The organism is Streptomyces sp. URMC 124, from assembly GCF_051386455.1.
Lineage (GTDB): Bacteria > Actinomycetota > Actinomycetes > Streptomycetales > Streptomycetaceae > Streptomyces.
This window is the reverse complement of record NZ_JBPQTS010000087.1, coordinates 1-18,260: the sequence shown is the minus strand read 5'-3', so window position 1 is coordinate 18,260 and position 18,260 is coordinate 1. Positions and strand designations below refer to the sequence as shown.

The window sequence follows — 18,260 nt, the reverse complement described above, 5'->3', positions numbered from 1 at the left end:
CACTAGGATCATTCCAATGATCATCAGAAAACGGCTGGCAGCGGGCGCCTGCGCCCTCCTCGCCGCCCTGGCCGGGGGCATCGCGCCGGCGAACGCCGCCGACGGCCCACCGAAGGACTCCCCGAAGGTCGAGCTGGTGCTGGACGTCAGCGGCTCGATGCGCGCCCAGGACGTCGACGGCGGCTCCCGCACCCGCATGGCGGCCGCGAAGCAGGCGTTCAACGAGGTCATCGACGCCGTGCCGGCGGACGTCCGGCTCGGCATCCGGACCCTCGGCGCCAACTACGCCGGCGACGACAAGGAGCTCGGCTGCCGCGACAGCAAGCAGCTCTACCGCGTCGGCCCCGTCGACCGCACCGAGGCCAAGACCGCCGTCGCGACGCTCCAGCCCACCGGCTGGACCCCCATCGGCTACGCCCTGCGCGGCGCCGACCAGGACCTCGGCACGGACGGCGGCACCCGCCGCATCGTCCTGATCACCGACGGCGAGGACTCCTGCGGTCAGCCCGACCCGTGCGACGTGGCCCGCGAACTGGCGGCCAAGGGCACGCACCTGACGATCGACACCCTCGGTCTGGCCCAGGACGACAAGACCCGCGAGCAGCTCAGCTGCATCGCCGAGGCCACCGGCGGCACGTACAGCACCGTGCGCCACACCAAGGAGCTGTCCGGCCGGATCAAGCAGCTGGTGCGCCGGGCCGAGACGCCCGTCGAGACGCCGAAGCCCGTCCAGGGCGCCGAGGCGTGCTCCAAGGCCCCCGAGATCGGCGCCGGCCTGTGGACCGACCGCGAGACGTTCTCCGAGCACCGCTGGTACCGCGTCAACGTGAAGCCCGGTCAGGAGCTGCGGACGTCGGTGAGCATCGGCGCGGACCGGGCCGTCGACCGTGACTACGGCGTGCTGGTGCGCGCCGTGAGCGAGAGCGGCCAGGAACTCGTCCGCGGCGCCGAGTCCGGGAGCGGGCGTACGGACGTCATCTCCTCCGGCCTGCGCTTCCCCAACGGCCAGTCCGGCGACAAGGACGACAAGGACGACAAGGACGAGAAGGGCAAGGAGCCTCGGACCGTCTGCCTGGAGGTCTCCAGCTCCTTCTCCGCCCCCGCGAACGTCAAGCGCGACCCGGGCCTGCCCGTCGAGCTGGCCGTCGACCTCGTCGACGCCCCGGACGACCCCTCCGACCTGGCGGCCTTCGGCCTCGGCCGGGGCTGGGTGCTGCTGGCCGTCCTGGCCCTGACCGGGCTGATCGCAGGGCTGGTGTGGGGCTGGGTCTCCCGCTGGCGCCTCACGGTGTGGAGGGCGAACTGATGAGGCTCACCCGAACGGCCCGCGCGGCCTCGGCCGCACTGCTCGCCGCCGCCGCACTGTTCACCTCGGCCGGCGCCGCCGCTGCCGCCTCCCCGAGCCCGAGCGCCCCGGCCGGGCAGGACGGCGCGCCCACGGAGGCCGGCACGGGCTTCCGTACCGCCACCGTCCTCAAGCAGGGGCAGAAGGCGACCGCCGACGCCTCCACCGGTGACTACCTCTACTGGCAGTTCCCGGCCGGGGCCGGCCAGCAGCCGCAGGTGAAGGCCACCGTGACCCTGCCCGAGGCGTCCACGCGGCACGGCTCGGCCGTCTGGCAGCTCGACGTCTACGACGGGCTGCGCCGCCGCCAGGCCTGCGCCTCGGGCGAGCCGACCAAGCGCGCCTCCGCGCAGGACGCGTCGGTCACCGTGACCTGCACACTGCGGACCGTCCGCCCGTGGGCGGAGCGGTGGGCGAACGACCCGCTGCCCGGGGCGTACTACATCCGCCTCACCCTCACCGACGCCCCCGACCGGGACCACGGCCTGCCGGTCAAGGCGGAGGTCGAGGCGACGGCGAAGGACACCGGCGGCGCACACGCCGAGGGCGGGGAGATCACCCCGCTGCACGCCGCGGCCGTCAAGGAGCCGGAAGACGGCTGGAACGGCAGCTGGTGGTCGGACCGCTGGGCGTGGACGGTCGGCGGCGCCGTGCTCGGCGCACTCGCGGCCATCGGCGGCTACGTGCTGACCCGCCACCCGCGGCGCCCCGCGCAGCAGTAGCGCCCCGCGCGGCCGGTGGGCGGGGCTACGGCGCCCCGCTCACCGGTCCGCGGACCGGTCGTCCGCGGACCGGCCGTCGTCCACGGCGTCCAGATACAGCTCCAGCAGGTCGTCCGTGAAGTACGAGCTGTACGAGATGTCCGGGGTGTCGCCCCCGGTGTGATAACCGCCGATCACGCCGATGACCTCGTACCCGTCCTCCCCGCGGACGAGGAACGGCCCGCCCGACGTACCACCCACGTACCCCGCGCAGGCGATCTCCAGGAAGTCACCGGGGGCGTTCGGATCGGTGCTGGTGTAGCGGTGCGTGGAGGAGGAGCAGTCCAGCGGCTTGGGGTACTTGGCGTCGCTGCTGCCCGGATAGCCGATGAGCCGCACGTTCCGGTGCGCGTACCCCGGGCGGATGCCGAGCCCGAAGCCGCCGACGACATCCTGCACGCTCTCCCCGTCGTCGCGCTCGCCGAGCCGCAGCACCGTGTAGTCCCAGCGCGCGCCGCGGTCCGTCCCCAGGTCGTAGTAGCGCTGGTCGATGTAGATGTCCTCCACGGGGAAGACTCCGTGGGGCTTCAGGCCGTCGTGGTACTGGGGCACGAACGTCAGCCGCTTCTTGGGGTCCGGCGAGCGCAGGCAGTGCGCCGCGCTGACGGCCAGGTCCCGGTGCGGGCTGCGGACGACCGTACCGCCGCAGAAGCGGCCGGTGTCGTTCCCGTCGGTCCAGAAGAACGTGCCCACTTGCGGCAGCCCGTCGAACGGATGGCTGGGCGGCACGGGGGCGGCCTGCGCCCGGCTTCCCGTACCTCCGCCGCCTCCGGCACTCCCGGCGCGCTGCCCGGCCGGCAGGGCCGTCGCCATGCGCTCCGGGGTCCAGTAGGCATCGGCCTCGGCCGCGGCACGCCGCGGCGGCGGACCGCCGGCGGCGGCCGCGCCGGTGCCGGACGCGGCGGCGACCAGCAGCCCCGACAGCAGGGCCGCGGCCAGGCCGTGCAGGGTGCGGGGTCTGCGAGGTCTACCAGATCTGTGAGGTCTGGGCATGGTCGGATACCTCCTCGTGGGGAGCGTGTCATCGTCCTACGGACAGGACCGGGGTGAACAGGCCAGGACGCGACAGGATTCACGAGGACGTGGGACACGCCGCGGGCGCCACCGGTAGCCTCCGAGCCGAATGGAGAATCCGGGCGGAGAATCGAACGGCCATCGGGCGGGAGTGGGCCAGTGGTTGATCCGGTGTCACTGACAGCCGTCACGACCGCGGTCACCGCCGCGGCGGGGTCCGTGGGGACCGAGACGGGACGGCAAGTATGGCTGTCCCTGGCGGACTTGGCCCGGCGGGCTCTGGGCCGCAGGGGGCGGGAGGAGGACGAAGCGGGCCGTCCGCTGCCCCTCGACCCGGCCGACGAGGAGCAGGTCCGCTCGCTGGCCGCGCTGCTCTTCGCCCACCTGCACCGGGACCCCGCTGCCGCGGCCGAGTTCGCGCGCTGGGCGCAGGGGGTGCGGCCGGGGCCGGCCGTGGCCGTGGACAACGGCCAGGTCGTCAATACGGTCGGCGGGAACGCCCGCACCGGCACGGTGATCCAGGGCCGGGACATCACGTGGAACGGGTCCGCCGGGGCGCCCGGTGGGGCGGCCCCGGCGGAGTGAACCTACGTGGGTCAAGAGGCTATGCACACCCCGGAAAGGGCGGATGCCGGTGCGGCTGCGGCAATCGGTGCTGCAACAGCGAGAAGGAGTGCGGCCGCAAGGGCGAACCGGCGTGCGTTTTTCACTTTCCGTCCTCTGGTTCCATGGCTTCGAGGCATGCACATGCATGCGGCCGTCATATGAGTGATGCGGCTGACGCAGAAGCTACAACTCCGGTCAGTGCTGGTTAGGCTCCTTGGTCCAACTGATCGAATGTGATCGGAGTTGGCCGCGAAGGATCAGGAAGCGGCTCGCTCAATTTCTCCCGGATATCCTCCGCTTCCCGTCGCGCCCTCCGGGCCCCCGCCGGGTCCCCGCTCTGCCCCCGTAGCTCCGCCAGCGCCTCCAGCGTCGTCGCCTCCTCCAGGTGCGCGCCCGCGGCCCGGTGGAGGGCGAGTGCGGAGGCCAGGTGGTCGGCGGCGTTGCGGAGGCGTCCCGTCCAGAGCTCGGTGAGGGCGAGTTCGCGCAGGGCGGAGGCCTCCTCGTGGGTGGCGCCGATCCTGCGGGCCAGGGTGAGGGCGGCGGACTGGTGGGCGAGGGCCTCGTCCTCGCGCCCCGCGCGGCGCAGCGCCCGGCCCAGGGTGTTGAGGGCGATGGACTCGTGGCGCTGTTCGCCGATGCTGCGGAACGTCTCCAGCGCCTGCCGGCACAGGGCCAGCGGGTGTTCCACGTCCTGGGAGGCGAGGAGCTCCCGCGCGAGGTTCATTCCGATCGTCGCCTGGTGCCCGCGGTTCCCGAGCGCCTTGGCCAGGGCGAGGGCCTGCGTGTACGAGCGGACCGCGCGCTCACGGTTGCCGAGGGTGCCGTGGATCTCGCCCAGGTTGTTGAGGATCTGGCACTGGCCCCGCCGGTCGTCGACCTCGCGGAAGCGCGAAAGGGCGTCCAGGAAGCACTCGGCGGCGTCGTTGTAGCGGCCCACGTCGAGCAGGATGATGCCCAGATTATTGAGGCAGTGGCCCTGGTGCAGGCGTTTGGCCGTGCGCATGAGCAGGGTCAGGGCCTCCTGCTGGCAGGTGAGGGCTTCATGGCTGCGCGCGGTGTAGGCGTACGGCAGGGCCAGCCGTTGCAGGGCCTCCGGCTCGCTCTCCGCGTCACCGCAGGCGCGGGCGAGGGCGAGAGCTTCGTTCGCGTGGCGCATGGCCTCGTCGTAGCGGGCGAGGTGGGTGCTGACCACGCTGAGGTCGTTGAGGGCACGGGCGTGGGCCCGGCGGTCGCCCGCGCCGCGCCAGTACGCGACGGCGTCCTGCTGCGCCGCCTGCGCGACGGTCCACATGCCCTCCTCGCCCAGGAAGCCGCCGAGCGCGTTCGTCAGGAGCGCCGCCTCGCGAGGCGCTCCCGCCTTGCGGGCGTGGTCGAGGACCGCGAGCAGGTTGTTCCGCTCCGTCGCGAACCACTCCTGCGGGCCCGCGGGGTCGATCCACGCCGGGGACTCGGCGGGTGCGCGGACCGCCGTCACGTCGATCCGGATGCGCTGCGGGTACAGCACGCGGTCGGCACGGTCCGCGCAGTGGAGGTAGAAGGCCAGCAGCCGTTGCACCGCCTCCTCGTCCTCCGCGCGGGCGGCGGGCTCGGCGGCCCCGAGGCCGCGCGCGTACTCGCGCAGGAGGTCGTGGATCCGGTAGCGGTGCGGTGTGGGCTCCTGCAGCAGGTGGTAGTTGAGGAGGTCCTCCAGCGCGCGCTCGGTGTCGTCGAGCGAGAGGCCGGTGAGCGCCGCGGCCGCGTACGCCCCGAACTCGGCGCCGATGTGCAGGCTGAGCCTGCGGAAGACCCTCTGCTGGAGCGGGGTCAGGGACGCGTAGGAGAAGTCGAAGGTGCGGGCCAGGTCGCGGTGGCCGTCGCGGATCTCCGGGAGCCGGTCGCTGCGGGCGAGCCGGGTCATCAGGTCGTGCGTGGTCCAGGAGCCGTGGGAGAGGAAGCGGCTGGCGACGATCTCGATGGCGAGCGGCAGATGGCCGCACAAGCGCACGATCTCGGCGGTGTCCGCCTCGTTCGCCTCACCCGTATCCGCACCCGCACCCGCACCTGCACCCGCTCCCGTACCCGCCCCCGCCGCCTCGGCCGCCTCCCGCGCCCCGATCCGGTCGCGGAACAGGGCGACCGCCTCCGACCGGCACAGGATGTCCAGGGAGATCGGGCGGACGCCGGGCAGGCCCGCCAGCCGGCGCCGGCTGGTGATGATGATCTGGGAGGGCGTGGCGCCGGGCAGGAGCGGTCGTATCTGGTCCGGTCCGGCGGCGTCGTCCAGGATGACGACGGCGCGCCGGTCGGCGAGCATCGTGCGCCACAGCGCGGTCAGTTCGTCGAGCGTGCGCGGCAGTCCGCCGGCGGGTACGCCGAGGAGTCGCAGGAGCTGGCCGAGGGCGTCCTCGGGATCCATGGGCTCCTGGAAGGTGGCGTGGGCCCGCAGGTTGAGGTAGATACGGCCGTCGGGGAAGCGGTCGCGCAGCGCGTGGGCGACGTGGACGGCGAGGGCGGTCTTGCCGACGCCGCCCATGCCGTCGATGGCCTCCAGGAGGACGACGGCCCGCGGCCCGTCCGGGCCGGTCCCGAGGGCGGTGGAGAGCCGGCGGAGCTCCTCCGCGCGGCCGACCCAGGGAACGTCGTGGGGCAGGTTGTCGGGTACGGCCGCGGGCTCCTGCCCGGAGCCGGAACCGGGGCCGGAACCGGGGCCGGGGCCGCTGCGCGGCAGCAGCTGGATGGCGGGGACGCCGCCCAGGACCCCCTGCTGGACGCGCCGGAGCTCCTCGCCGGGGTCCGTGCCGTGCTCGGTGACCAGGGCGTGGGTGACCCGGCGCAGGAGGCGCCCGGCCTCCGCGGTGCGTCCGCTGCCGTGCAGCGCGAGGGCGAGGAGGCCCGCCAGCGACTCGTCCGTCGGGCAGCGGCGGGCCAGCCCGGAGAGCCCGGCCACGGCGTCCGCGAAGTCGCCCAGCCGCATGGTGAGGACGGCGCGCGTGCGCGTCGCGGAGACGCTCGCCGCTTCGGCGGTGGCGCGCACGTGCTCGGCCCACGAGCCGCTCAGCCCGGCCAGCGGCTCTCCCCGCCAGAGCCTGGCGGCCTCGTCCAGGAGCCGGACCGCCCGGGCGGGGTCGCCGCTCTCGGCGAGGGCGCGGGCCCGGGAGGTGAGGCCGAGGTAGCGGCGCAGGTCGACGGTCTCGGGGTCGGCTTCCAGGAGGTACGTGTGGGCGTACGAGGTGAGCGCCGGGGCGTCGTCCCCGCCCACCTTCTGCAGGGCGGAGCGGATGCGGGACACGTAGGTGTAGAGGTTGTCCCGGGCCCGCCGCGGAGGATCGTCGTCCCAGACGCGGTGGATGAGCGTGTCCAGGCCGACCGGGCGGCCCGCGTCGTGGGCGAGGGCCGCGAGCGCGCAGCGGGCCTTCGCGGAGCCGAGCCCGTTGCGCCGTTCGCCGGCCCGCAATTCGACGGTGCCCAATAGCCGGAATTCCACCTGCGCCCCTTCCGCCGGGACGTCCAACTCGGAGGATGAGCATGACACAGCGTCAAACTCTGGTGCCAGATTGCGCACGCGTGGCCGTGAATCGACTGCGGGTCCCCGGGGGACGATCGAAAAGACACGGGATGGGTAGTTCTTCGGTCAGGCATTGCCAGATGGATAAGCCATGTGCATGCGTCATATCCGCCCGGCGCAGAGGGGAGCGACGGATCCGGTGAGAGAACGAGACCTCGTCGACGTGTTCATGGACGCCGGACCGGCGGCGGGCCTGCCGCCCGCAGGGGCCGCCTGGCGGGCCCTGGAACGCCTGACCGCCGCCGCCCGGGAGCGGGACGCAGCCCTCGCCGCCGCGTGGAGCGCGGCCGGGCTCACCGGCTCCCACGAGAGCCTGCGCGAGCTCGCCGCCGCGCTGCTGCGCCACGCCGGGGGCGCCACCGGGGAGGCCGCCGGTGAGGCCGCCAGGGATGCCCCCGGGGACGGCCGCCTGGGCGAAGCCTTACGGCAGTGGCTCCACGCGCACACCGGCACGCGAGCCGGCACCCAGGCCGGCACGCAGGCCGACGCGCACACGAACGTCCTCCAAGGCGACGCCCGCGTCGAGGGCACGAGCCTCCAGGCCCGCGACGTCCACGGCGGCATCCACCTGCACCACGCGCCCCGGCCCGCACTCCCCCCGACGCCTCGCCAACTCCTCCCCGTGCCCGCGCACTTCACCGATCGCACCGAGGATCTCCGTACGCTCGACGCACTGCGTAGCACCCGCCCCGGCTGTGCGCCCCGGCTGGTCGTCGTGAGCGGCCCCGCGGGCGTCGGCAAGACCGCGCTCGTCTCCCGCTGGCTGCGGGAGGCCGCGCCCGACTTCCCCGACGGGCAGCTCTACGCGGACCTTCGCGGTCACGCCTCCGCCGGGCCGCCCCACGCCGGCGAGGCGCTGGCGGGCTTCCTGCGCGCCCTCGGTGCCGGCTCCGTGCCGGCCGCGGTGCAGGAACAGCGGGCGCTGTGGCGGTCGCTGACGGCCGACCTGCGGCTGACGGTGATGCTCGACAACGCCTTCTCCGCCGCCCAGGTGCGCGCCCTGCTGCCCGCCGCCCCGGGCAGCCTCGTGGTCGTCACCAGCAGGTACCGGCTCACCGGGCTCGTGGCCGACGGCGCGGGCTTCCACCGCGTCGGCATGCTCGCCCCGGCGGCGGCGCTGGAACTGCTGACCCGTGCCGTCGGCGGCGACCGCGTCGAGCGGGACCGCGAGGCCGCCCGCGAAGTGGTCGCCCTGTGCGGCCGCTTGCCGCTCGCCCTGTGCCTGGCCGCCGCCCAGCTGGCCTCCCGGCCGCGGCGCCCGGTCGCGGCGCTGGCCTCCGCGCTGACCCGCGGACGCGGCCCCCTCGACGGGCTCAGCGTGGAAGGGGAGGCCGCGGTGCGCACGGCCTTGGACGAGTCCTACGACGCGCTGCCCGCACAGGCCGCCCGGGCCTACCGGGCCATGGCCCTGCTGCCGGTGCGGCAGTACGACGCGCACCTGGTCGCCGCCGCCTGCGCGGTGCCGCCCGAGGAGGCCGAGGACCTGCTGGACCTGCTGGCCGACGTGAACCTGCTGGAGGAGAACGAAGTGGACAGCTACCGCTTCCACGACCTCGTCCGCCTCCACGCCGCCCGCCGGGCCGAGACCGAAGAGACGCTGCAGCAAAGGGAAATGACGCTCCGTCGGTTCGTGGACGACTGCCTCGCCACCGCCACGAGAGCCGAGGAGCTCCTCACCCCCGGCCACCGCACCCTCCCGCGCTCCTACGCCCGTCCGCCCGCCGGCCCCGCGCCGTTCGACACCGCCGAAGCGGCCCTCGCCTGGCTGGACGCCCACCGCTACGACCTCATGGCCGCGCTGCGCCTCGCGGCCGACCGGGGCTGGGATGCGAGCGCCTGGCAACTCGCCGACGCGCTCTGGCCGATGTTCTTCCGGTTGCGCCCCTACGACCTCTGGGTCGAGGCCCACGAGACCGGCCTCGCCGCCGCGCGCCGGGACGGCCACCGGGCCGGCGCGGGCAGGATGCTGACGTCGGGGGGCAACGGCCTGTGCAACGCCGGCCGCTACGACGAGGCCCTCGCGTGGTTCGCCGACGCCCTCGCCCTGGCCACCGAGGACGGCGACCGGCGGCAGCAGGCCCAGGCCCTCCACGGCCTGGGCAAGGCCCACCACTTGAACGGCGCACCGGAGCGCGCCGAAGGGTTCTTCACCCGCGCCCTCGCCCTCCGCGAGGCCATCGGCTACCGGCGCGGGGCGGCGCTCTCGCGGGTCGGCCTGGGGGAGACCGCCATGGCCGGGGGCCGGCACCGGCAGGCGGCGGACCACCTCTCCCGGGCGTACGCCGACCTCGTCGCCGAGGCCGACGCCTACGACGCCGCCCGCGCCCTGGTGCACCTGGGGCGCGCGACGGCCCTCGCCGGAGACCCCGAGGCAGGCGAGCGGCACCTGCGCAGAGCCCTGGACGACTTCCGCGATGCGGGAGCCGTCCACTGGCAGGCCCGCACCATGGAGACGCTCGGTCTGGTGGCCGGGGAACGGGGCGACGCGGCGGGCGCGCGCGACTGGTTCACCCGTTCCCTGGCCCTGTACGAGCCCGTCAGTCCCTCCGACGCGGCCCGGTTGCGGGACCGGCTCGGCGAGCCGTAGGGCCTCTCACCCCGTCCGGCCCAGCGCCCCCACGACCAGATCCGTGAGCGGCTCCAGCGGGGCGCCCGCCACCACGCGGCCGTGGACGTACGACGCGAGAACCGCCGCTTCGGCCGGGCCGGTTGCCTCCCCGGTCAGCAGGCGCCCGCCCCGTACCCCGATCACCAGACCGTCTCCGGCGGCGGGCACCGCGCTGAGCAGGCAGCCGGGATGGCGGTCGAGCAGTCTCATCGCCCGGAGCGCGGCCGCACCGGGGCAGGGAGAGGGGCGCCCGCACCGCAGGACGTCGGCGCAGGAGACCCACCGGGCGCTCCCCGGGGCGTCGGGGTCCACGCTCCAGTGGACGTCCAGCGCCGCCACCCCGCCGCGCCCGCGGCGCACCGCCCAGCAACAGCCGCCCAGCAGCACCGTCGCGGCCCGCCGGCGGTCTCCCGGCCGGACGACCACCCGCACGCGCCCGGGCATCGCGCGCCCGGGCACCACCGGCGCGGGCATCACGGGCGCGGCCCCGCCGCCCGCGGGGCAGGCCGGCCGTCGAGCGGCGGCGGGACCGCGGCGGGCTCGGTGACCGGCGCGTACGCAGGCTGGCCCAGGCCGAGCAGCCGGTACAGCAGCGTGCGCATGCGCCGGTTGAAGCGGCCCGGCTCGGAGGAGATCAGGGCGGCCACCCGCTCGTACTCCCGCTGCCGGTACTCGGCGGCCGCGTATTCCAGCTGGCTCTCCAGCGGGTGCAGCGGCGAGAGCGCGGGCGCGGTCCGGGCGAGCACGGCCGCCGGGGACGACGGATGGACCTCGTCCTCCGGGAAGCGGGCCACGAGCACCGGGACGCGCGGAGCCACCGTGGCGTAGGAGGTGAGGGAGCCGTGGTCGCCGATGACGGAGTCGGCCGCCACCAGCAGCGCCCGCCAGTCCGTCTCCGGCGGCACGAGGGTGAGCCCCCGGGCCCGGATCCCCGCCAGCCAGGTGCGGATCTGGCGGCCCCCGTGCCCGGCCCAGACGTTGGGGTGCACGAGCGCCGCCACGCGGTAGCGGTCGGGCGGCAGCTCGCCGACCAGCCGCGGCAGCAGTGCGTCGAAGCGGCCGAAGGAGGCGGACGGCCCCCACGTGGTGGTGGCGACCACCAGCTGCTGCCGCGGGCCCACCCCCAGCGCCCGCCGGTAGGTCTCCCGCAGCGGCAGGCTGGAGACGATCCGGTCGTAGCACGGGTCCCCGACCACGGCGGCCGCCGGCGCGGCCTCGGGGCACCAGCGCGCGAGCTCCGCCAGGTCGCGCTCGTGGGCGAGCGCGATGGCGGCGGGCACGACGCGGCCGCCGCGGGTCAGGTACTGCCGGCTGAGCATCCCCGCCGGCCGCCCGGCCGCCGGCGCGGGGCGCCCGCCGCGCAGCAGCTTGATGTGCCCGGCCCCGTGCGAGAGCCGCACGAGCGGGCCGCGCACCTTCTCGATGCCGCGCGAACCCGCCGCCAGGACCAGGTCGAAGCGCGTGCGTACCGCCTCCTGCCAGGGCAGCGCGGCCGCCCCCAGCTCGTGCAGGAAACCGCCGGTCCCCTCCCCGAGCGCGTGCGGCGCCGCGGTGAAGACCAGCTGGATCCGCAAGTCCCCTTCCAGGAGCGAGAACACGTCGCGCAGCCGTTGCCCGTAGGTGACCGTGTGCACCACGACCAGGACGCGCTTGCGGCCCGGCAGCGTCAGCCACCGGTCCTCGGGCGCCGGCAGCGGACCCGGCCGCCCGTGAGTGTCAGACATGAAGCTTCCCCCATGAATCCCGGCGCGCCCCCCGCCCTCCCCGGCGGGCCCGCGCCTGTCGTCTTCCGGCGTTCGTCCGGTTGTCTCCTTCGGGCCGGGGTCTGCCCGGGGGGTCTGGCGGAATGCTTGCAGCGACCTCGACGCTTCCTTGCCGGGGGAGCGCACCGGCCCGCGCCGGAGCCGCCGCGGCGCGAAGCGTGCTCCCGAACGTGACGAAGGGGGCATCAACTCGTGGTTAAGTCCGTGACCCGGTTGAAACGCCGGGCGGACTAGTGCTGGAGGTCGGAGCCGTGACAGGATGCCTCTCGCAGTCACTTCCGGCTTAACTGGCCGTGAGGTGGCGTTCGGGGGGAAGAACATCGGCCGGTGAGGACGGAGCGGATGGCAGTCGGGGGCGACAGGTCGGCAGGTGACGCGGGCAGCCCGCTCGCGGCGCGGCTCAACTACCTGTTCGCGAACATGCACCCGCCCGGCGCTCCGTACACCAACGGCCACGTCGCCGACGAGATCACCAACGGCGACGAGTACGGCGAGGTCGGTCTCACCGAGCAGTATCTGTCGATGCTGCGCAACGGCCGCCGCGCCAACCCCAGCCCGGACGTGCTGCGCGCGCTGGCGAAGTTCTTCGCCGTGCCCGTCGGCTATCTGATGGGCGACCTCTCGGCCTCGCAGGCCGAGCGCGTGGAGGAGGAGGTCCGCTTCCTCGTCGCCATGCGCGACCAGCGGGTGCGGGCCATCGCCCTGCGCTCGGTGGGGCTGCCCCCGGAGGTGCAGGACAGCCTTACGACGATCATCTGCCAGTTCCGGCAGCAGATGAACCTTCCGTCCGACCCGCCCGACGCGGGTGGTGAGGAGCGCCCGTGACCGTCACGGCGGATGACCGGCTCTTCACCAACTGGCGGCGTACCGAGGACGAGGACGGTGCAGTCATGCGAGTGGGGCGCATACGGCGCCGGTGCAAGCAGCTCATCCACGAGCTCGCGCTGCCCGCGTCCACCGACCTGCAGGGCCTCTGCGACATCGTCGCGCGCCGCGTCGGCCGGCCCATCCGCCTGGTCCCGATGAGCCTCGACGGCGTCGTCTCCGGCATGACCGCGACCACCGACGACGCCTACTGGGTCATCTACGAGCAGAAGACCTCGCCCTGGCACCAGGTCCACATCGTGCTGCACGAGATCGGCCACCTCCTCCTCGGCCACGACCAGGACCCGGCCGTCACCGAGGACGCCCTCAAGGTGTGGACCCCCTCCGTCGACGTGGCCACCGCCATGCGGCGCATGGGCCTGACCATGGGCCTCGCCCGCCACCACTGCTACGACAACCTCACCGAGCGCGAGACGGAGATCCTCGGCACCCTCCTCATGGAGAAGGTCGTGCCCCCGCCGCCCGGCCAGGACGCCCGCCTGGAGGGCGAGGCCGCCGAGCTGGCCGCCTCCCTCGGGCCCGCCCTGCAGCACGTCCGCAGCCGCATCCGGGCGAACGGCGCAGCCGGTGCGGACGCAGGAGACGGCGGAGGCGGCCGTGTTTGACGCCCTCTACCTGACCTTCAGCGCCGTCGCCTGGGCCATCGTGGGCTACAAGGCCCGTGCCTGGTTCCGCGACCGCGGCAACGTCGACCTGGGCCTGACCGCCCTGATGACCTCCGGCGTGCCCATCGTCTTCCTGTTCTCCGCGCCCAGCGTCTACCGCGCCTTCGACCGGCTGACCGGTGTGGCCAACCTGGCCATGGTCTTCCTGTACTCGGCCGTGGTCCTGTTCGCCTCGGGCGCCACGGTGCTGCTGCTGCGCTGGACCAGCCGCGGCGACGCCCGGGCCCACGCCCGGGCGGCCCTGCGCTCCCGCGTCGCCGTGGCCGTCGTGGCCGCCGCCTGGGTCACGGCCGTCGTCTGCTTCGCCGTCGGCCGGCCCGACTCCGTCGAGCACCCCCGCGACTTCAGCACCGCCTACGCCCACGCGCCCGGCGTCGTCGCCTTCCTCGTGCTGTACCTGGCCATCTTCGGCACCAGCCTGGCCGGGCTCGGCGCGCTCTGCCCGCGCTACGCCGCCCAGCTCGGCCCCTGCTGGCTCGCCAAGGGGCTGCGCACGCTCGCCGCGGGCTGCTGGCTCGGCCTGCTCTACTGCGTGTGCAAGCTCGTCGGCTTCGTGCTGACCTGGGCCGGCCACGACGTCTACTGGCTGTCGAACGGCGTCGCCCCGATGAGCGCTTCGGTGGCCGCGCTGCTGGTCCTCCTCGGCTTCTCGCTGCCGGCCGCGGGCCCCCGGGTCTCCGCCTGGCGCCGCCTGCACCGCCTGCAGCCGCTCTGGCACGCCGTCACCGCCCACGCCCCCGAGGTCACCCTCACCGGGCACCGCCTGACGGGCCGCTGGCCGCTGTCGGACCTGGAGTGGCGGGCGAACCGGCAGATGGCGGAGATCCGCGACATCCAGCGCGGCATCCGCCGCCACGTCGAGCCCGCCGCCCTGGACCTCGCCCGCCGCAGGGCGACCGGCGCCGCGCTCGACGAGCGCCGCCTCGCCGCGGTCGTCGAGGCCACGGCCCTGCGCCGCGGCCTGCAGAACCAGATCACCGGACACGTTCCCGCCCCGCACGCCGACAGCGTCGTCGTGACGGTCAGCGCCGATCCGGCGGAGGAACACGAACACCTGGCCCTCGTCGCCGACGTCTACCACGACCCGATGGTCGACGCCGTCCTCGAGGAACTACGGGAGATGAGCGCGGCACGCCGTCCCTGACGGCGTGCGGCCCATGGACGAGGCGGCCCTGGACGGGGGTCAAGGCCGCCTGCGCCACAGGCCGGCGCCGGGTCCGTCACCACGACGGATCCGGCGCCGCCCGTGCGCGTCACCTCCGGCGGGGCCCGGCACACGGCTCCGGGCCGGCCGCCTCGCGCGTCAGTACCGCAGCCTCCCACCGTCCCCGGCCTCCGGTCCCCCCGCACGCCGGACGGCTTGATCTTCTAGAGTCGGGCGCCATGCAGAACTCCTCCGTCACCGCGCTCATCGCCGACCCCTACGGCACTTACGCCCAGTTGCGCGAGGCCGGCCCCGTCCACCGCATCACCGGCCCCGACGGACGGCCCGCCTGGCTGGTGACCCGCTACGACGACGTCCGCCGCGCGCTCGCCGATCCGCGGCTGTCCCTGGACAAGCGCAACGCCACGCCGGGCAACTACGCCGGCCTCAGGCTGCCTCCGGCCCTCGACGCCAACCTGCTCAACATGGACCCGCCGGACCACACCCGCATACGCCGCCTCGTGGTGAAGGCCTTCACGCCCGGCCGCGTGGACAAGCTCCGCGCACCGGTGCGCAGGGTCGCCGACGAACTCCTCGACGCCGTCGAGGCCGAGGGCCGTACGGACCTGCTGGCGTCCTACGCGGGCCCGCTGCCCATCACCGTCATCTGCGACCTGCTGGGCGTGCCGCAGGAACAGCGGCAGGACTTCCGGGCGTGGACGGACGCGCTGATCACCCCGGACCCGGCGCGTCCGCACCTGGCCGAAGAAGCCATCGGCAGCATGACGGGCTTCTTCACCGGCCTCATCGCGAGCAAGCGCGCCGCCCCCGGCGACGACCTGCTCTCCGACCTCATCGCGGTCCGCGACGGCGACGAGGGGGAGGGGGCCGACCGGCTCTCGGAGGACGAGCTGTCCTCGCTCGCCTTCCTGATCCTCTTCGCGGGCTACGAGAACACCGTCCACCTGATCGCCAACTCCGTCCTGGCACTGCTGGACCACCCCGCCTTGATGGACTCTTTGCGAGCGAATCCGGCCGGACTCGCAGCGGCCGTCGAGGAGTTCATGCGGTGGGACGGGCCCGCTCCTCTCGCGATCCGCAGGTTTCCGCTGGAGAACGTGGAGATCGGCGGGGTGACCGTACCGGCGGGGGAGACCGTCCTGCTCTCCCTGGCGTCGGCCAATCGTGACCCTCATCACTTTTCCGAGCCGGATCGGCTGGATCCGAACCGTGATCGTTCCGGTCATCTCGCCCTGGGGCACGGGATCCACTACTGCCTCGGCGCCCCCCTGGCCAGGATGGAGACGGAAACGGCGCTGGCAGCACTGCTGGAGCGGTTCCCCGGGCTCGCGCTCGACGGGGCGCGGGAGGAGATCGCCCGGCGGCCCTCGATCCGCGCGCGTGGCCTGATTTCGCTCCCGGTTCGCTGGTAGCCGCCAAAGCCGAACAGGTTTTTGGTGCATAACCCATCCTTGATGCGGTAGAACTGTCCTCGAGCCCGCCCGGTGTGCATCCCCCGTCGCACCGGGCGGGCCGTCGACTCCCTCGGGCCGGATCGGCTCGTGCGGGCCCGATCAGCTCGCGGCGGCGGGGAACTTCAGCAGGGCAACCGCAGCGAGCATCTGTATGCTCACCGCCGCCACGGCCTTGTGCGTGGGCAGATGGTGCTGACCGCGGATCAGCAAGGTGGCGAAGGCGTAGCCGAAGGCCGAGGTGATCCAGGCGGCCGCGCGCACGGGGAAGGAGTCCCCGGGCAGGCACGCGTCCAGCGCGAGCCGCGGCAGGTCCGTCGCCCAGAACACCACCACGAACAGCGTGACCGTCGGGCCGAACTTGCCGTTGCCGCCGAGCCGGCGCGCGATGGCCTGGGTGGCGATGCCCAGCAGCAGGCTGGCCAGGACGAGCACGACGTCGGCTATCGCCATGGCCTCCAGGGCCAGGGCGGGGCCCACCCGCCAGCCCTCCCAGAAGGAGTCCTTGCCCAGCGTCCCCAGCGCTCCGCAGAGCAGGCACAGGAACGCCGCCGCTCCCCACAGGCTCCGGTCCCGTGCCTCGTCCAGGATCTCGACCGGGCGGTACCACAGGCCGAAGAAGAGGCGGTGCCAGTACAGCCTGCGCCGGGGGGCGGCGGAGGCGTGCGGGGCGGGTGGTGAGTGCGGGGAGGCAGAAACAGGCATGCGTGCAAGTATCACCGCTCGGCGGGCACCCCGGTGTCCGGGTCGGCGTCCGGGGCCGTTCCCGACCTGGCGTCAGGGACCGCACCCGCAACCGCTCCCGGCGCGGCCGCGGGAACGGCGTCCGGGTCGGCGCCGTGCAGGTACTCCTCGCTGATCTCGCGCGGCCCGAACGGCCACACCTTCTCGTAGCGCGACCAGAGCACGAACGCCACGCAGCCCGCCCCGACCCAGGCCAGGGACCATTCGATGGGGTGCCGGCCGGGCGAATTGCGGTCCGCGTAGCCGTAGATGACGAGCCATCCGACCAGGGCCACCAGGCTCGGCAGCGGGTAGAGCCACATCCGGTACGGGCGCGGCAGGTCCGGCTGGCGGCGGCGCAGCACGCTCACGGCCACGATCTGGGCGAGCGCCTGCACGATCACCATCACGGACGTGAGCAGCTGGATCAGCGTGGCCAGGTCGGTGTGACGGCCGATCAGGAAGCCGGCCCCCGTGATGACTCCCATGGTGGCCAGGCCCAGCGCCGGGAAGCGGTGTCTGGGGTGCAGGCGCCCGAAGGGGCGGAAGAAGACCTTCTCCCGGGCGGCGTCGTAGGGCACCCGGGAGCCGCCGAGCAGCCCGGCCAGGACCGAGGCGACGGCCGTGACGAGGATGAGCACGGTGACGGTGCGGGCGGGCCCCTTGCCCCAGGCCTCCTCCAGGACCGCCGAGGCGACGGACGAGGACGCCGTCGAGCCGGGGTCGAGCATCTGCTTCCAGTCGATGACGCCGAGCGTGCCGATCTGCAGGAGCAGGTAGATGGCCATGATGCCGAGGATGGAGAAGACGATGGCGCGCGGCAGGGTGCGCCCCGGATCCTTGATCTCGGCGCCCATGTAGGCGGCCGTGTTGTAGCCGAGGTAGTCGTAGATGCCGATGGTCAGGCCCGCCGCGAAGCCGATCCAGAAGTGGTTCGACGTCAGCTCGAAGGCGCCGGAGGGGTAGGTGAAGGCCCGGTCGGGGCTGAAGTGGGTGAAGGCGGCGAGGATCACCAGCACGACGGAGGCGATCATCACGCACCACAGCACGACGGTGATGCGGGCGATGTTCTCGACGCGCCGCCACAGCACCACGACGATCAGCGCGATGACGGCCAGCCCGGTCAGGTCGCCCTGCGTCTGTCCCATGTCCGGCCACAGGTAGCCCAGGTACTGCACGAAGCCGATGACGCCGGTGGACATGCCCAGCGGGATGAAGAGCATCGCCGTCCACACGAACAGGAACGGCATCAGTTTTCCGGTGCGGTACTGGAAGGCCTGGCGCAGGTAGACGTAGCTGCCGCCCGCGCCGGGCAGCGAGGCGCCGAGCTCGGCCCAGATCAGCCCGTCGGCCAGGGCCAGGACCGCGCCCGCGACGAAGCCGATGACCGCCTGCGGGCCGCCGAAGGCCGCGACCATGAGGGGGATGGTGACGAAGGGGCCGATGCCGCACATCTGGCTCATGTTGATGGCGGTGGCCTGGAACAGCCCGATGCGGCGTACGAAGCCGACCCGCTCCTCAGGCGATGGATCCGTCTCTGCCATGGCGGTCAGCCCTTTCTCGCGCCGGACGGGGCCCGGCCGATCCGATTGTCCGTCCAAGGCACTGGTAGCACCGGCGTGTCGGGGTCGTCCACCGTTACGACACGCCGGTGCTGCCGACCGGCCGGCTGGGTAGGTTCCGCTCGCAACGGCAGCGACGGATCCATCGCCTGAGGAGCGGGTCGGCTT

General features: G+C 73.9%; 14 protein-coding genes. 8 read left to right on the top strand and 6 right to left on the bottom strand.

Annotated elements, in window-relative coordinates:
• The first annotated feature begins 16 nt into the window (after positions 1-16).
• Positions 17-1,306, top strand: a complete 1,290-nt coding sequence (locus tag ACSNOG_RS19225) for a VWA domain-containing protein (protein WP_436753890.1) — start codon at positions 17-19, stop codon at positions 1,304-1,306.
• The gene (locus tag ACSNOG_RS19220; protein ID WP_436753889.1) at positions 1,306-2,067 is read left to right on the top strand and encodes a hypothetical protein; all 762 of its coding nucleotides are present in this window, start codon (positions 1,306-1,308) and stop codon (positions 2,065-2,067) included. The genes ACSNOG_RS19225 and ACSNOG_RS19220 overlap by 1 nt, the downstream gene beginning before the upstream one ends.
• A 39-nt stretch (positions 2,068-2,106) precedes the next feature.
• On the opposite strand, the gene ACSNOG_RS19215 is transcribed toward ACSNOG_RS19220, so the two are convergent.
• Positions 2,107-3,099 carry a trypsin-like serine peptidase gene (locus ACSNOG_RS19215; RefSeq protein WP_436753888.1) on the bottom strand — a complete coding sequence of 331 codons (993 nt, stop codon included), beginning with the start codon at positions 3,097-3,099 and terminating at the stop codon, positions 2,107-2,109.
• 192 nt (positions 3,100-3,291) lie between these two features.
• On the opposite strand from ACSNOG_RS19215, the gene ACSNOG_RS19210 reads away from it, so the two are divergent.
• Entirely contained in the window at positions 3,292-3,705 is a 414-nt protein-coding gene (locus tag ACSNOG_RS19210) for a hypothetical protein (protein ID WP_436753887.1), read from the top strand.
• A 226-nt stretch (positions 3,706-3,931) separates the two neighbouring features.
• Here ACSNOG_RS19210 and ACSNOG_RS19205 read toward each other — a convergent pair whose 3' ends face one another.
• Positions 3,932-7,189, bottom strand: coding sequence for an AfsR/SARP family transcriptional regulator (locus ACSNOG_RS19205; RefSeq protein WP_436753886.1), 3,258 nt, complete (start codon positions 7,187-7,189; stop codon positions 3,932-3,934).
• 220 nt (positions 7,190-7,409) lie between these two features.
• Here ACSNOG_RS19205 and ACSNOG_RS19200 point away from each other — a divergent pair, with 220 nt between their 5' ends.
• Positions 7,410-9,857, top strand: a complete 2,448-nt coding sequence (locus tag ACSNOG_RS19200) for an ATP-binding protein (RefSeq protein ID WP_436753885.1) — start codon at positions 7,410-7,412, stop codon at positions 9,855-9,857.
• A gap of 6 nt (positions 9,858-9,863) precedes the next feature.
• On the opposite strand, the gene ACSNOG_RS19195 is transcribed toward ACSNOG_RS19200, so the two are convergent.
• Together ACSNOG_RS19195 and ACSNOG_RS19190 are read right to left on the bottom strand one after the other, a co-directional pair.
• Positions 9,864-10,352, bottom strand: a complete 489-nt coding sequence (locus ACSNOG_RS19195; RefSeq protein ID WP_436753884.1) for a hypothetical protein — start codon at positions 10,350-10,352, stop codon at positions 9,864-9,866.
• On the bottom strand, positions 10,352-11,602 hold the full coding sequence (locus ACSNOG_RS19190) for a hypothetical protein (protein WP_436753883.1): 1,251 nt from the start codon (positions 11,600-11,602) through the stop codon (positions 10,352-10,354). Before ACSNOG_RS19190 ends, ACSNOG_RS19195 begins: the two co-directional genes overlap by 1 nt.
• A 381-nt stretch (positions 11,603-11,983) precedes the next feature.
• Here ACSNOG_RS19190 and ACSNOG_RS19185 point away from each other — a divergent pair, with 381 nt between their 5' ends.
• From ACSNOG_RS19185 to ACSNOG_RS19170, 4 genes are all read left to right on the top strand, one after another.
• Positions 11,984-12,466 carry a helix-turn-helix domain-containing protein gene (locus tag ACSNOG_RS19185; RefSeq protein WP_436753882.1) on the top strand — a complete coding sequence of 161 codons (483 nt, stop codon included), beginning with the start codon at positions 11,984-11,986 and terminating at the stop codon, positions 12,464-12,466.
• Positions 12,463-13,131, top strand: a complete 669-nt coding sequence (locus tag ACSNOG_RS19180) for a hypothetical protein (protein ID WP_436753881.1) — start codon at positions 12,463-12,465, stop codon at positions 13,129-13,131. The genes ACSNOG_RS19185 and ACSNOG_RS19180 overlap by 4 nt, the downstream gene beginning before the upstream one ends.
• A complete protein-coding gene (locus tag ACSNOG_RS19175) occupies positions 13,124-14,335 on the top strand; it encodes an MAB_1171c family putative transporter (protein ID WP_436753880.1) in 1,212 nt (403 codons plus the stop codon). The genes ACSNOG_RS19180 and ACSNOG_RS19175 overlap by 8 nt, the downstream gene beginning before the upstream one ends.
• A 239-nt stretch (positions 14,336-14,574) precedes the next feature.
• Positions 14,575-15,768, top strand: a complete 1,194-nt coding sequence (locus ACSNOG_RS19170) for a cytochrome P450 family protein (RefSeq protein WP_436753879.1) — start codon at positions 14,575-14,577, stop codon at positions 15,766-15,768.
• Positions 15,769-15,909: 141 nt separating this feature from the next.
• On the opposite strand, the gene ACSNOG_RS19165 is transcribed toward ACSNOG_RS19170, so the two are convergent.
• Positions 15,910-16,512 carry a YIP1 family protein gene (locus ACSNOG_RS19165; RefSeq protein WP_436753878.1) on the bottom strand — a complete coding sequence of 201 codons (603 nt, stop codon included), beginning with the start codon at positions 16,510-16,512 and terminating at the stop codon, positions 15,910-15,912.
• Positions 16,513-16,523: 11 nt separating this feature from the next.
• Positions 16,524-18,074 (bottom strand): APC family permease, encoded by a 1,551-nt coding sequence (locus tag ACSNOG_RS19160; RefSeq protein ID WP_436753877.1) that lies wholly within the window; start codon positions 18,072-18,074, stop codon positions 16,524-16,526.
• Positions 18,075-18,260 lie beyond the last annotated feature (186 nt).